This is a genomic window from Pseudobdellovibrionaceae bacterium (assembly GCA_023898385.1).
GTDB lineage: Bacteria > Bdellovibrionota > Bdellovibrionia > Bdellovibrionales > UBA1609.
In genome coordinates, this window is record CP060220.1 from 2,557,985 (window position 1) to 2,572,408 (window position 14,424).

At 44.7% G+C, this 14,424-nt stretch carries 15 protein-coding genes; 11 read left to right on the top strand and 4 right to left on the bottom strand.

Going from position 1 to position 14,424, the window contains the following annotated elements; translation table 11 throughout:
• Nucleotides 1–21: 21 nt before the first annotated feature.
• The 3 genes from H6626_11650 to dnaA form a co-directional block, all read right to left on the bottom strand.
• Nucleotides 22–1,161, bottom strand: a complete 1,140-nt coding sequence (locus tag H6626_11650) for a DNA replication/repair protein RecF (GenBank protein ID USN46844.1) — start codon at nucleotides 1,159–1,161, stop codon at nucleotides 22–24.
• Nucleotides 1,162–2,280, bottom strand: coding sequence for a DNA polymerase III subunit beta (gene dnaN, locus H6626_11655; protein ID USN46845.1), 1,119 nt, complete (start codon nucleotides 2,278–2,280; stop codon nucleotides 1,162–1,164).
• 221 nt (nucleotides 2,281–2,501) lie between these two features.
• On the bottom strand, nucleotides 2,502–3,851 hold the full coding sequence (gene dnaA, locus H6626_11660) for a chromosomal replication initiator protein DnaA (GenBank protein ID USN49021.1): 1,350 nt from the start codon (nucleotides 3,849–3,851) through the stop codon (nucleotides 2,502–2,504).
• Nucleotides 3,852–4,106: 255 nt separating this feature from the next.
• On the opposite strand from dnaA, the gene rpmH reads away from it, so the two are divergent.
• Genes rpmH through rsmG form a run of 8 tightly spaced genes read left to right on the top strand, consistent with a single transcriptional unit; the run spans nucleotide 4,107 to nucleotide 11,069 of the window.
• Nucleotides 4,107–4,256, top strand: a complete 150-nt coding sequence (gene rpmH / locus H6626_11665) for a 50S ribosomal protein L34 (GenBank protein USN46846.1) — start codon at nucleotides 4,107–4,109, stop codon at nucleotides 4,254–4,256.
• Nucleotides 4,246–4,608: a ribonuclease P protein component gene (gene rnpA / locus H6626_11670; GenBank protein USN46847.1), complete on the top strand. Its 363-nt coding sequence runs from the start codon at nucleotides 4,246–4,248 to the stop codon at nucleotides 4,606–4,608. Before rpmH ends, rnpA begins: the two co-directional genes overlap by 11 nt.
• Nucleotides 4,589–4,834 (top strand): membrane protein insertion efficiency factor YidD, encoded by a 246-nt coding sequence (gene yidD, locus H6626_11675; GenBank protein USN49022.1) that lies wholly within the window; start codon nucleotides 4,589–4,591, stop codon nucleotides 4,832–4,834. The genes rnpA and yidD overlap by 20 nt, the downstream gene beginning before the upstream one ends.
• Complete coding sequence (gene yidC, locus H6626_11680; GenBank protein USN46848.1) at nucleotides 4,831–6,462, top strand: membrane protein insertase YidC; 1,632 nt, start codon at nucleotides 4,831–4,833, stop codon at nucleotides 6,460–6,462. The genes yidD and yidC overlap by 4 nt, the downstream gene beginning before the upstream one ends.
• Nucleotides 6,463–6,485: 23 nt before the next feature.
• Nucleotides 6,486–7,040, top strand: coding sequence for a hypothetical protein (locus H6626_11685; GenBank protein ID USN46849.1), 555 nt, complete (start codon nucleotides 6,486–6,488; stop codon nucleotides 7,038–7,040).
• Nucleotides 7,041–7,052: 12 nt separating this feature from the next.
• The gene (mnmE, locus tag H6626_11690; GenBank protein ID USN46850.1) at nucleotides 7,053–8,489 is read left to right on the top strand and encodes a tRNA uridine-5-carboxymethylaminomethyl(34) synthesis GTPase MnmE; all 1,437 of its coding nucleotides are present in this window, start codon (nucleotides 7,053–7,055) and stop codon (nucleotides 8,487–8,489) included.
• Between the two features lie 10 nt (nucleotides 8,490–8,499).
• The gene (mnmG, locus tag H6626_11695; GenBank protein USN46851.1) at nucleotides 8,500–10,395 is read left to right on the top strand and encodes a tRNA uridine-5-carboxymethylaminomethyl(34) synthesis enzyme MnmG; all 1,896 of its coding nucleotides are present in this window, start codon (nucleotides 8,500–8,502) and stop codon (nucleotides 10,393–10,395) included.
• Entirely contained in the window at nucleotides 10,392–11,069 is a 678-nt protein-coding gene (gene rsmG / locus H6626_11700; GenBank protein USN46852.1) for a 16S rRNA (guanine(527)-N(7))-methyltransferase RsmG, read from the top strand. Before mnmG ends, rsmG begins: the two co-directional genes overlap by 4 nt.
• Nucleotides 11,070–11,237: 168 nt before the next feature.
• On the opposite strand, the gene H6626_11705 is transcribed toward rsmG, so the two are convergent.
• On the bottom strand, nucleotides 11,238–11,774 hold the full coding sequence (locus H6626_11705) for a hypothetical protein (protein USN46853.1): 537 nt from the start codon (nucleotides 11,772–11,774) through the stop codon (nucleotides 11,238–11,240).
• A 393-nt stretch (nucleotides 11,775–12,167) separates the two neighbouring features.
• Here H6626_11705 and H6626_11710 point away from each other — a divergent pair, with 393 nt between their 5' ends.
• Genes H6626_11710 through H6626_11720 form a run of 3 tightly spaced genes read left to right on the top strand, consistent with a single transcriptional unit; the run spans nucleotide 12,168 to nucleotide 14,387 of the window.
• Nucleotides 12,168–13,025 (top strand): ParA family protein, encoded by an 858-nt coding sequence (locus tag H6626_11710; protein ID USN46854.1) that lies wholly within the window; start codon nucleotides 12,168–12,170, stop codon nucleotides 13,023–13,025.
• On the top strand, nucleotides 13,018–14,031 hold the full coding sequence (locus H6626_11715) for a ParB/RepB/Spo0J family partition protein (protein ID USN46855.1): 1,014 nt from the start codon (nucleotides 13,018–13,020) through the stop codon (nucleotides 14,029–14,031). Before H6626_11710 ends, H6626_11715 begins: the two co-directional genes overlap by 8 nt.
• On the top strand, nucleotides 14,019–14,387 hold the full coding sequence (locus H6626_11720; GenBank protein ID USN46856.1) for a polymer-forming cytoskeletal protein: 369 nt from the start codon (nucleotides 14,019–14,021) through the stop codon (nucleotides 14,385–14,387). Before H6626_11715 ends, H6626_11720 begins: the two co-directional genes overlap by 13 nt.
• Nucleotides 14,388–14,424 lie beyond the last annotated feature (37 nt).

Below are 14,424 nucleotides of genomic sequence, written 5' to 3' on the forward strand. Positions count from 1 at the left end.
TTCTCCGACACTTTAAAACCCCTAAGATACTTGTTGAACTCTGCCGCTGTTCACTGAAAAGAGGGCGAGGTCGGTATCTTTAAAGTCTTCAGGCAAAGATAAATCTGTTGTAGTTAGAAATATTTGGGCCTTTATGCCTTGAAGAAACTTCACCAAATTGCCTCTCTTGTCCTGATCAAGCTCCGACAACACATCGTCTAACAGAAGCAATGGATAATCTTTGTAATGTCGGTAGTGATACATAACCTGCGCCATTTTGAAAGATAATACCAACGCCCTTTGCTGTCCTTGTGAGCAGAAAAATCGGGAATCTTCTTTGTCATACAAAAAGCTAATGTCGTGTTTGTGTGGGCCGACTAAGCTTAATCCAGCCTCTGCCTCTGCACGACTCAGTTGTTGTAAACGACTAATCAAAGCATCATAGACCTGATTTTCGTCCCAATCAATGGCGCTCTGTCCTGAAATCACATAATCCACAGACACATCCACTTCATTCAATCCAGAGATTGTTCTCATGGCGTTTTGCAAATCCGGCTGTATCGCACGCAAGGCCGATATTCGAGACCATGTGAGTTGACTCGCTAGAGGAAAATAAGTGCAGTTGATGCTGTCCAGCAAGGCGAGGCCTTCTCTTTGTTCTATAGAGCCTTGCTTAAGGTCTCTCAATAATCGATTTCGCTGGCGCAATATCCTTCGAAAATCAGAGAGCAGTTGGCTATTTTCGGGACTGTGCGTAATAAGCACTTCATCTATGAGTGTTCTTCGTTCGTCGGGACCTGACTTAATCGCTGCCAAGCTCTCCGGACAAAACAAGATCACCGGATTTTTTCGAATAAGAACGGCTGTTGAAACTTTCTTGCCATTGAGACTGATGGTTTTTGATGTGGGCGATATGTTTACTTCTGCCACTGATGACAGTTCACCCTGTTGCAAAGAAGCCTTTAATACAGCATGTACCGGGCCTATACAATCGCGGTCGACGAGTTTATCATTACGCCCAGGCCGAAAGGTCCCGCCCCGCCCCAAAAGGTATATAGCTTCTAATAAATTGGTTTTACCCTGTCCATTCGCGCCTATTAAAATATTTACGCGCTGATGAAAATCAACTGTTTGATCGCTATAATTGCGAAAATGACTGAGCCGTAAACGTTTTAACCACATCTAAATACGCATTGGCATAATCACACAAGTGTACTTGTTATCAGCAAGTGGCCTCATTACACCTGGGGATAGTTGGTCCTTCAGGTCTATAGTGACTTTATCGTCACTAATACTACCTAAAACCTCTAAAATATATTTGGCATTAAAACCAATTTTTAAGCCTCTACCATTGTAGGCTATTTCAATCTCTTCCTTGGCATCCCCAAGCTCCGGGTTATTAGAAGAAATCTCCATTTTTCCATTAGATAGGCTTAACGTTACGCCTTTTGATTTTTGATTAGACAATAAAGAAACTCTTCTCAATGAAGACATCAAAGCCTCTCTATCGACTTCCACATGTTCACTTAGATTATGTGGAATAAGCTGTTTATAATTGGGATATTTACCTTCAATAAGGCGAATCATTAAAACCGTCGAATCATGGCGGACGATGAGTTGTGCCCCTTCAATGGCCATCTCAAAAGTGCCGTCTACTGATTCCAGTAGTTTTCGAATTTCGGTTAGTCCTTTGCGGGGTATAATAACACCCTCAGCCGCCGAATCTGATGAGAGTACTGTTGATGATCTATCAACCAGACTTAATCGATGTCCATCCGTGGCCACCATCCGATAAACGGGACTGGTTTGATCTACACCTTTTTCAAAGTAAACGCCGTTTAAATGATATCGTGTTTCATCATTTGAGACGCTGTAAATGGTCTTTTCAATCATATCGCGAAGAACATTCGCTTCAATCTTCATAAACTCAGTCGTGCTATAAGTAGGGAAGACGGGGTATTCTTCAGGGCTAATGCCTACTATGTTGAACACTGATTTATGTTGCGTAATTTTAAGCCAGTTATTTTCTTGCTTCACCAACTGGACAGGACCGTCAGATAACTCCTTTACGATATCAAAAAGGCTTTTGGCGTTAACAGCGACTTTGCCCGGAGTCTGAACGATGGCATTGGCTTGGTCTGTCATACTCACTTCAAGATTTGTTGCAAAGACAGTGAGTTGGCCACTATGAGCATCTAAAAGCACGTTCACCAAAATAGGCATGGTGTTGCGTTTTTCAACAATATTTTGTGCCTTACCAATGAGGTTAAGGAGATCTTTTTTATCAATCTGTAATTTCATACTTTATGGCCCCCAATACACTATTACTTTCTTAATTAAATATAAGAAGTAGTAGTAGCAGTGTTGATTGTCGGTTTTTTCTCCTAAACGACTGAAAACATTAAAGTATCCCAGTGGATAACTCTCTGTAAAAAAATAAGCAAAAAAAATCTGATCTGTGGATTATTCCGTTTCCTCATGGGATTCACAAGCTTTTCCACAGAAATCTCCACAACAGTTATCTACACCCCTGTGATATTGTGGATTCTGGCCTCTATATCATTGAAATCCCTCTTTAAATCACTATTCGCAGCCAGTTGATCTTCAATCCGACGCAAAGCATTTATAACCGTAGTATGATCTTTACCACCAAAGGCTCGGCCAATATCGACGAGGGATTTATCGAGATATTTTTTTATCATATACATCGCCATTTGCCGTGCCGTAACAATAGGTTTAGTGCGGCTGCGCGCCTTTAAATCAGGCACTCTCACTTTAAAATGTTCTGCGGTGATCTTTTGAATTTCATCCACAGTGATAGTGTTCGTGTCATCATGGGTCGCCAATACGCGCTTTGCCAAATCCATATTGATGTTGAGTCCCTGCAACTCGGAGAACATTTTGACTTTGTTGAGGTTGCCTTCGAGCTCCCGAATGGAGCGTTTTGAAATTCGAGCGATATAACTGACCACATCAGGAGGAATGTTAATCCCTTTTCGTTCCGCCTTATATTTCAAAATAGCCACACGGGTTTCGATGTCAGGCATTTGAATATCTGCAATCAAGCCCCACTCCAGCCGAGTACGTATGCGATCTTCGAGTCCCACGATATCTTTAGGCATACGGTCGCTTGCCACCACCACCTGTTGACCCTTTTCAAAAAAATCGTTCAGGGTGTGAAAAAACTCCTCCTGCACGGCCTCACCGCGATTTAAGATCTGAATGTCATCCATTAGCAAGACATGGCACTTTTCTCGGTAGCGGAGGCGAAATTTATGCATCTCGCCACGCCGTATACTGCTGATGCACTCATTGAGGAATCGCTCGGCCGAACAATAGCAGATAGTAAGATCAGGGAACTTTTGTTTAACGTGGTTGCCCACAGCATTGAGAAGATGGGTTTTACCCATACCCGTCGGCCCACAAATAAACAGAGGATTGTAGCTGTCGGCCCCCGGGTTTTCGGCAATATTGAAGCAGGCAGCATGGGCGAATTCGTTGTTTCTTCCCACCACAAAAGTAGAAAAAGTGTAATCAATATTAAGGGCATCTCGTTGGGCAGAGCTGTTGGTCGGACAGCCCAACATTTGCCTGGACGCCTCATTAGAGGGCTCCAACGATAGTTGTTCTGGCTCTTCAGATTCTTGTTGGGGCAAAGCCGTATCGTCTCCGGTGACCACCAAATCAATTTGAAAGGGCTGTTTGACGAGGGCTGAGACCTCCGAGCTGATCAATGCTAAAAGGTTCTGCGAAATCCAGTACTTATGCAGTTCGGTGGGGACACCCAATCGAAAAACCAGTGAATCGTTGTTCGATTTCAATTCCAGTATGGAGGTGGGCTCAAACCAATATTGCAGTGGCTTGTTGTTCATGTTCTTTGAGCGGATGGTTTGTTTTACTTGAGACCAGGTAGATTTGCCGTCCAAAGGGCCCCCCAAAAGCGCCAGATGTAAATTTTATAGGAATAGAACTTAATGTGGATAAGTTCCAAGGTATCTAGCACGGGAAGATCCTGGTTGCAACGCCTTGACCGGTGGCCCCAAATGGGTTTAAGGTGCGGCCCTCGAATAGGCCTTACCGATAAAGACGTAACTACTTGTTTTTAGTCGTAAACTGGAGAATTTCTAATGAAAAGAACATATCAGCCAAGCAATAAAAGCCGAAAACGAACTCACGGTTTCCGCTCACGTATGCAAACAAAAGATGGACGTGATGTTTTAGCGCGGCGTCGCGCTAAAGGCCGAAAGCGAATAGCTGTTTCAATTAGTGGAAAATAAAAAGCCGATATCAATTAAAAGCCGTTCCGAGTTTTTAGAACTCAAAAAGAACGGCAAACACTTTTGCCCGACACCATGGCTACTTATTAACTACAGATCAAGGGATAACGGACATCTGAAGTTTGGGATGACTGTACCGAAGTATGTAGGAAATGCGGTGGTTAGAAATCGAATCAAGAGATGGTGCCGCGAGAGTGTAAAAAGGCAAGGCCCCTGTTATAGCCTGGATGTGAATTTTGTATTTCGAAAACGAGAAAAAGAGTTCTATCGAAGTCTCACTTCAAAGCAGATCTTTGAAGCCTGCGATAGGGCCTTTTCAAAATTGGAACGATATCATACGGAATCTAATTAGGCGCTCAGCGCTTGCTTTGATTCAATTTTATCGAGTGTATTTGTCCCCGATATTTGGTGGCAACTGCCGGTTTTATCCAAGCTGTTCTGAATATGCTGAAACAGCATTTAAATGCCAAAAGCCAAGTAAAGCATTCTACCTGGTCGCCCGTCGGCTGTCGAAATGTCATCCATTTGGTCCATATGGGTATGATCCTGTCCCAGAGAAGAAGGAAGCATTGAAATGAATCAACCGCAGAGTGGACAAAATTTTTTAGATAAAAATACAGTACTTGCTATAGCCATAGTGACAATGATCTGGGTGGGTTGGACCTACTATCAACAAAAAAAGTACCCTGATTATCACGCGCAAAAGGAAGCCACGAGCCAAAAAACCACAGAACAACAGGCAGAAAATGCGTCGGCTCCTAAGTCTGAATCGACAAAATCTGCAGCAGAATCGGGTTCTGTTGTGACGATGAATACAGGTGGTGGCGAATCTTTGGCGGCGGCTTCCGAAAAGACATTGAAATTTGATGACGAAAAATGGTCCTTTGTAGTCTCCTCTAAAGGAATGGGTCTCCGGGATATAGTATTAAAGCAGTATTCAGATCGCCACGGAAACCCAGTGAATGTGGGTGTTAATGACACCGAAAATTTGCCGTTTTCTACAAACATAATCGGACGAAATACCCCCATTGATTTTTCGATTGAACGAACAGAAAGCAACCAGTTTTCAGGTCGAGCCCTAGTGGGTGGAATGACCATAGTTAAGACGATGATAGTTCATTCTGATACCTTTACGTTGGAAAGTAAGGTGTCAGTGGAGTCGGCTCCTGAAACATTTTCGGGCGTCACGTTAGCTTTAAATAAACAACTTGAAGAACCGACAGAGTCTTCGTCACTGTTGCCGTCTTTTGAACGACAAGATTGGTATGTGGAATATGACGGCAGTCATGATCGGCAACATTTAGATTTTAAAAACGAAACAAATGAAAACTACTCCCGAGTTAATTTGGCATCAATGTCTTCTCAGTATTTTGCGCTGGCCGTTCTTGATAAGTCACAAATCTTGCCAGATTTAAAGGCGAAGGTCGACTTAGGGAGCAAAACGGTTAAGGGAACGTTGTTTTATAACAGGATCAACAAGACAGCGGCATTTGATCACGAGTATTTAGCTTTTGCCGGGCCAAAATCATTGAGGCTTCTAGAATCCATCGATGGGTCGATGGCCAACATGATAGATTTGGGTTGGTTTAGTTCAATTGGTATTTACATTTTGAAACTAATGAAATGGTTTTACTCTTTCATTGGTAATTGGGGACTTTCTATTATTTTACTTACAGTGGTTGTTCGTCTCTTAGTATTACCGGCGAACTTGATGTCCTATAAATCTATGAAAGGCATGCAAAAGATACAGCCCGAAATGAAAATGATCCGGGAAAAGTACAAGGACGACAAGCAAAAGTTGAATGAAGAAATGGTCAGGCTGATGAGAGAGGCCAAGGCCAATCCCTTAGGCGGTTGTTTGCCCATGTTGATCCAGTTTCCGGTGTTCATAGCTCTTTATCAGGTGTTAGGGCAAAGCATAGAGTTGTATCAAGCACCATTTGGTTTGTGGATTCATGATTTAAGTTTGAAGGACCCTTATTTTATTTTGCCCGTGATGATGGGCGTGACCATGTTTGTTCAACAGAAGATTACCCCAAGTACCATGGATCCCGCTCAGGCGAAAGTGATGTTGGTGTTGCCAGTGGTGTTTGCCTTTTTCATGGCAGGGTTACCTGCCGGGTTAACTTTGTATATTTTTGTAAGCGCTTTGTTTGGAGTATTTCAGCAAATGGTATTTATGCGGCCTGATAAGGTGAAGGCATAAAAAATAACAATAGGAGAAAATTGATGACAGGATTTTTCGGCAAGTTGTTCGGCGGAAAAAAAGAAGAGAAGTTGGAAAATAGCCCTGAAGGTGTGGTAGAAAACACCTTGGTGAGCATTTTGAATCTTTCTGGGTTAGAGCTATCCGTAGAAGTGGAAAAAGATGTGGACACTGGTGATATTTTTGTGGAGCTGTTCGGAGAGGATGAAGGTTTAGCCAAGGATCGAGAGGGCCAGTTGTTAGATGCCTTTCAACTTTATTTGCGTAGAGCCGTTCAACATCAGTTCCCAGATGATATTTTAAACATCAACGTGGATTGTGGTGGTTTTCGAGAAGAAGCGCGGCAGTCTCTACTTGAGTTGGCTGAAAAACTTAAAGACGTGGCCGTGGATAAGGGTAAGCCTGTGTACTTTCGTGCGTTGCCGCCTCGTGACCGAAAAGTGGTTCACCAATATTTAGCAGAAGATGGCCGAGTGAAGAGCCGTTCCGTGGGCGATGGTTTGTATAAAAAGATTAAGATTTATCCTATCAAAGGTCAAAGCAGCTTGGATGGAGCAACGGAGTCGGCTCATGCCTAAATGTCTTCGTAAATGTTTAATGTAGATAGAGATGCCGATACTGTTTGTGCGCTTTCTACTGCTCCAGGAATAGGTGGCATCGCCGTATTGCGAGTTTCTGGGGCAGGGGCATGGGATATGGTTCGTCCTTTGGCGTCGTCTTTGCCCTCATTGCCTGAGTCACACCGTGCTTATTATTGCGTAATCAGAGATCCAGAAAATAACGAACCTATTGATGAGGTTTTGGTCACCTATTTTGAAAAGGGTCGGTCTTTTACCGGTGAGCAAACAGTAGAGGTGTCATGTCATGGTGGGCAACAGGTCAGTCAAGATGTATTGACGCTAATACAGCGGCAAGGGGCTCGTTTGGCGGATCGAGGTGAATTCACTTACCGTGCTTTTATGAACGGGCGTATTGATCTCATGCAAGCGGAGGCGGTGCTGTCTTTGATTGAGAGCCAGAATCCGAAAGTGGCTCGTCTTTCTCTTCGACAGTTGCAAGGGGACCTGTCTCGCTCCATTGAGGAAGTAATAGAAAGCCTAACATGGGTGATGGCCCACCTAGAGGCAAATATAGATTTTGCCTCGGAAGATATTGAAGTCGCAGACGTAAGTGCATTGTTGTCTGGGGTGTGCCAAAGCCAATTAAAAGTGAGTGCCTTAGTAGAGTCTTATCGAGCCGGCCAGATAGTGAGAGATGGTTTGGTTGTCGCTCTTGTCGGGCCTCCTAATGTGGGAAAATCCAGTTTGCTAAATACACTTGTTGGATATGAAAGGGCTATTGTCACGCATTTGCCAGGTACCACTCGGGATACTGTCAGTGAAAGAGTTTCGATTGAGGGTGTGCCGATTCAGTTTGTAGACACTGCAGGCCTTCGAGAAACCGAAGACTTGGTTGAAAAAATAGGAATAGAAAAAACTCGCCAGGCGGTTGTTGATAGCGATGTGCTTTTGGCTGTTGTTGATTTGTCTGAACCTAACATCGTTGAATTACTGGGGGCGTTGGAATTAGCCATCGGTAAAGAGGTGGGTTTGATTTTCAATAAGTCAGATTTGCGTTCTGCTAAAGGGGGCCTGACGGCCAAGGCGGCTGTTGACAAAGTTTTTGGCAAGGAAATGAATTCGGCATTGAAGGCATGGTTAGATGAGATACCGGAAGATAGAATTTTTTTGGCGAGTGCAAAAAGTGGTGAGGGCATTAATGAAATAAAACAATTTTTGCATGGAATGTCTCACGCTGAACAAAGTGATGGTTCGGCTATAGTGTTACAAGCGCGACATCAAGAACAGCTCGTGATAGTGAACCAAGCCTTGGAGCGGGCAATAGATCTGTTGGAAAAAAACGCAAGCCCTGAGTTCGTGCTGGAAGAGTTAATGTTAGCATTGAGAAGTTTGAATGAGTTATTGGGCCGTCGCTTTGACGACGAAGTGATGGATCGTGTGTTTAACGAATTTTGTTTGGGAAAATAATAGAGTTATCATGAATATAAATGATGATAAAAATTTTGATGTGATCGTAGTAGGAGCTGGGCATGCCGGGATTGAGGCGGCATTGGCAGCGAGCCGCTTGGGTTGCCGTACACTGATGGTGACCAGTAATTTGGATCGTATCGGATACATGAGCTGTAATCCGTCCATTGGTGGCCTGGGAAAAGGGCATATGGTTCGGGAAATTGATGCCCTGGGTGGTGAGATGGCTCTTGCTGCCGATGCGACCTGCATCCAATTTAAAAGACTCAATGGGCGAAAGGGGCCGGCAGTACGAGGGTCTCGAGCACAATGTGATAAGGATTTATATAGTCAGCATATGAAAGATGTGCTGATTCAGGCTGATAATTTGAGAATATTCTCTGGTGAAGTTTCCTCCTTAATTTTGAAAAACAATCGGTGCGTTGGTGTTCGCACCAGAGACGGTTCTGAAATAATTGGGCGAGCTGTGGTGTTGGCCACGGGGACATTTATGCGAGCCGTGATGCATTTTGGTCTTCGAAAAGTAGATGGAGGTCGAATTGGTGACAAATCTACGATTGGCATATCTGACCAGTTAAGGGATTTTGGATTTAAGGTAACGAGATTAAAAACCGGGACCCCTCCCCGCCTGGCTGCAGATTCAATCAATTGGGGAAAATTAGAGCCGCAGTATGGGGATGCTCGATTTATCCCCTTTAGTTTTTTAAGCTCGAAGCATTTGAAGCTGCCACAGATTGCTTGTCACCTGACCTATACTAATGAGCAAACCCATGAAATCATTAGGAATAATTTAGACAAGTCACCCATGTTCTCTGGTGCTATTGAAGGAATTGGACCGCGATACTGTCCTAGTATTGAGGATAAGATCACCCGGTTTTCGGATCGAGATCGTCATCAAAGTTTTTTAGAGCCTGAGGGTTTAAATACGAACTCCATTTACTTGCAGGGGATTTCGACAAGTCTTCCCGAGGAAGTACAGCAACAGTTCCTAAAAACCATACCGGGCTTGGAAAACGTAAGGATGTTGAAACCTGGATATGCAGTGGAATATGATTTTATCGAACCCACTCAGATATGGCACAGTTTGGAGACGCGATTGATTGGTGGGTTATATTTAGCGGGTCAAATTAATGGGACCAGTGGATATGAAGAAGCCGCGGCTCAGGGTTTAATAGCTGGCGCCAATGCGGCTTTGGGTGTGAAAGATATGGGAGAGTTTGTACTGTCCCGAGACCAAGCCTATATTGGCGTTTTGATTGATGATTTAGTGACAAAGGGAACGAAAGAGCCCTATCGTATGATGACATCTCGGGCGGAGCATCGGTTGGTGTTGCGTGAGGATAATACGTTGGAGCGATTGGCCGAATTGGGACATAAGTCGGGATTATTGAGCCAAAACAGGTTTGTTGAAGCCGAAGAATTGATGAGTCGGCGGAGAAATTTATTGAGTGAGTTGCGGCAGCATCGGCTGGTTCCCAATCAGGAAATCCAGAGAAAATTAGCAGAAATCCCGACTGCCGTTTTGCAAAAACCTATTACTGCCGAGGAGTTGCTGCGACGCAACGAGATTTCGAGTTTTGACCTGGAAAAGTTCGGTATCGCAGTAGATTCTGATGATCGGGTTTATGAGGCCGTTGAGATAGAGGTGAAGTACTCTGGTTATATCAGCCGGCAAAATGAAATGGTGCAGCAGGCACGGAAATTAGAGTCTATGAGACTTCCACGAAGTTTGAATTATCGTCTGGTGCGAGGGCTATCTAGTGAAGAGGTGGAGAAGTTGGAATTGGTACGGCCAGAAACATTGGGACAGGCCCAGCGGATTAGTGGCGTGAACCCGTCGGCAGTACAGGCGTTGATGGTTTATATGAGAGGCGTACAGATTCAGCAAAAGCAGGTGGTTCAATGAGCGATAAAGAAGATGATGATTTGGATGTCCGCCCTGATGGCGTCGAATGGAGAATAGCCAGTTGGTTTCCTGATTTGCCAGATGAATTAGTTGGGCGGCTAAGGGTTTTTCAGGCCGAGTTGCTTCGGTTTAATGGAAGAATTAACTTGGTGTCCCCTCGGACAGAGGCTCAGTCAGACTTGATTCACTTTGCGGATAGCATTTTGGGTGGAAGAATAGTGTTAGAACACACTAAAAATGAAAGAATCTATGATATTGGGTCAGGAAATGGGTTTCCGGGGTTGGTAATGGCCCTTTTGGCACGGGAACGTCAGTTTGTATTGGTTGAGAAAGATGGTCGGAAGTCGGAGTTTCTGAGGCATATTGCTGGCCGAATGGAACTCAAAAATGTAGATATCCAAACAGTTCGGTTTGAAGAGCTTGCCCCGCAGTCCATTTCTTGTGCTGTTTCTAGGGGATTTGCCTCAGTTTCGAGGGCCGTGATGACGGCTCGCAGTTGTTGTTCCAAAGGTTGCGAGTATTTTCACTTCAAAAGCGAGAATTGGTCCACAGAAATAGCAGAAATGCCCAGTCAGCTTTGTGCATTTTGGGAGCCAAGTTTAGTAGGCACCTACACCCTACCCACCCGCACCACGCAAATGGCCATTGTTTTAACTAAAAAGTTAGTTGAATAGGCAGCGTTGGATAGTCAGAGTAGTCAAAAAAAGGTTGTTCCACGTGGAACAACTTTTTTTTCGGGGTGCAGACGACTCTGAGTAGTCAAATAGTAGCCGGATACTAGTCAAAACGAGGAAATTCAATGTAGACAAGGGTTGTGCTGCTTCAGTGACTACCCAGTAGCTCTAGTGGCTGGCGTTTTCTGTGGCAGTTTCCGACGGCGTTATCACTTTTGAGTAGTTGGGATTGTTTTGATGGAGCTTTGGGACACGCGTATTCCAGTTCCGTGAGGCATTTCGCAAAGCCATATTCGTCTTGTAGGCTTCATATTCTTTGGGATCTGGCCAAGCCTCTCCCTTTTTGAATGCAATTTTATAATTCCGTCGCCCCTCTACCCGCCTCCTATTTGTCCGGATGTCCAAATACCTATATTGTTGCTCCAGTTCTTGAATTTTAAGCTGGGACCGACGCACATCCTTTTGCAAGGTGATGCGATCGAGGCTACTCACCCCTTCTTTTTTAATTTCGGCCTCTAGAGTATCTAGGGTTTTGCGTTCAGCCTTGAGCGTAGATTCGACAGTTCGGAGGTCTTTCGTGAGGTCACGGTAGATGGGGTCCAGCTGTTCTGGATTAGAGTGTTCCCTTTTGCATCCGAGAAGACTTATGGCGAAAAGCAACATCATACTGACGCATAGGTTTTTAAAAGTTGATAGGTTCATCATTTCTCTGGACTCCCAAAGTTCCACGTGGAACAATCGGCATGTTTGGGGGAAAGCTTGAGTAAATTCATGAACTCATTGAGCAGTTACCAATTAAAACTAGACAATAATGCATCGAGTCTATTGTTGCGGTGCGCTACTAGCTTTTTCTGGATGACCCCAATTTGGCGTATTGGAGGGCATTGCGATAGAGGGTTTATTGGGTGCCAAGGCCTCAAGCCTCTATGGCAGAGCTGCAAATCAAAGGGTTGGTGAAATCGACCATTTCCAGCTTCAATTGGGGCGAGTGGAAATGGCCATTAAAAAAGAGAGACTATTAATAGACAAGACGAGGTCAAACTTGGAAAACCAAGTTGATAACAAACGGCGAAAGTAGGCATCAAGGAGAAGGGCATTATGGCTAGGACAATTTGTATCGCCAATCAAAAAGGCGGGGTGGGAAAAACAACCACATCGGTCAATTTGGCAGCAGCCTTGGCCACGGTTGGACGCAGAGTGCTAATTGTAGACATGGATCCGCAGGGCAATGCGTCAAGTGGTATTGGTATCAAGAGATATGATAATCAAGAGAACAATATTTACCATGTTTTAATAGGTGAAAAAAACTTAGGGGACGTTGTTCAGTCTACGGGCGTGGAGAACTTATATATAGCTCCCGCTAACCCCGACTTGGTGGGTGCAGAAATTGAACTGGTGGATATGCCACAAAGAGAATTTCGCCTACGCAGCGCCATTGCTTCTGTGAGTAGTCAGTTTGACTACGTACTCATCGATTGCCCACCTTCGCTCGGACTACTCACGGTCAATGCACTAAGTGCTGCAAACTCTTTCCTGGTACCGCTTCAGTGTGAATACTATGCTTTGGAGGGGCTTAGTCAGCTACTCAATACAGCGGGTTTGATTAAGCAAAATCTCAACCCTGAATTGAAGATTGAGGGCATAGTTTTGACTATGTTTGACAAGCGAAACAACCTTAGTCACCAGGTTGTCACGGAGATTCAAAACCATTTTGGAGACAAGGTATTTCACGCAATCATTCCCCGAAACGTGAGGTTGAGTGAGGCGCCGAGTCATGGACAATCTATTTTCTCCTATGATCCTAAAAGCATAGGGGCAAAGAAGTACATTGAGCTAGCCAAAGAGCTGGATATGCGAGTGAGAGGTGAGGCTGCAGAGGGTTTTCAGCAACAAGATGAGGAAAACTTCGTAGAAATTCCTGAAAAACCAGCCGGTGAGGGAGAGATCCATGTCTAACAATCAAGAGTCAGTTAAGAAGGCCCCCAAAAAGGCTGCACTTGGTCGGGGATTAGGAAGTTTACTTGGAGCACCCAGTGTTGAAGATGCTCCAAAGGCAAGCCCAGCAATGGATAAGGTGTCTTTTTCTGAGGCGAGGGAGCCTGCGTTGAGGCAGGGGATTTTAGAAAAACCCGTTTCGCCAGGGCCCAACGTGCCGGATCACCTTCGCATTTGGCATGTGCCCATTGAGAATATTTGCGGAAACAAAGATCAGCCGCGTAAACAATTTGTGGAAGAACACCTTGATGAGCTTGTGGCTTCCATTAAGGAAAAAGGAATTCTCCAACCCATTGTGGCTCGAAAAATCGAAAATGGTATGTTCGAGATCATTGCTGGAGAGCGTCGCTGGCGAGCAGCCCAGCGCAGCGGCTTAAAGGAAGTCCCTGTAATTATTAAGGATAGTGGAAACCAAGAGGCCTTAGAGCTGGCTCTGATAGAAAACATCCAGCGCCAAGATTTAAATCCCATTGAAGAAGCCGAAGCCTATTCCATGTTGATGACAGAGTATGATCTCACGCAACAGCAAGTGGCAGACAAGGTGGGCAAGGATCGTGCGACGGTAGCCAATCTTTTAAGATTGTTGAATCTGACACCGGAGGTGCGAGATTATATATCTGAGGGGCGGCTGTCCCTCGGCCTGGGAAAAGTCTTGCTGGCACTGACTGATCCTAAGAAGCAAAAAAAGGTGGCAAAAAAAGTCATAAAAAGTCAGTTAAGCGTTCGAGCCACTGAGAAATTGATTCAGCGTCTTAGGCAACAAACAGATTTTGAATCGGCCCTTAGCACTCAACCTCCGGCCCATGAAAAACTAGTGGAAAATCTCAAGGCTGAGTTGCAAAAAATCATGGGAACCAAAGTCACCATCGACTACAATGCAGGTAAGGGCAAGGTGGGTGTATATTTTTACTCCGATGATGAGTTAAACAACATTATAGATAAAATACGTGACGCATGGAAACATTGAAGTTGAATGGCGAGGCCGCCCGAGAAATTGAAGCCGGGCAGGTGACAGCACTTTTGGACCACGGAGCGTCTTTTGAGGGTCGATTGACCTTTGAAGGAACAGTCCGTATAGGCGGTAAGTTTAAGGGCGAGATCTTTACAAATGACACCCTTGTTATCAATCCTGGGGCCCGCATAGATGCCCAGATTGAAGCCGACACTGTTATTATCAGTGGAGTAGTGAAGGGAAACATTTTTGCACGACGTCGTGTTATCATGCATCCCCCGGCTGCATTCAAAGGCACGGTCACTTCGCCAAGTCTTCGAATTGACGAGGGCGTGGTGTTCGAAGGCGCCTCTTATATGCCTAAAAACTGATTGACCCTTTGCGCGGATAAGGGTACCCCCTTACCAA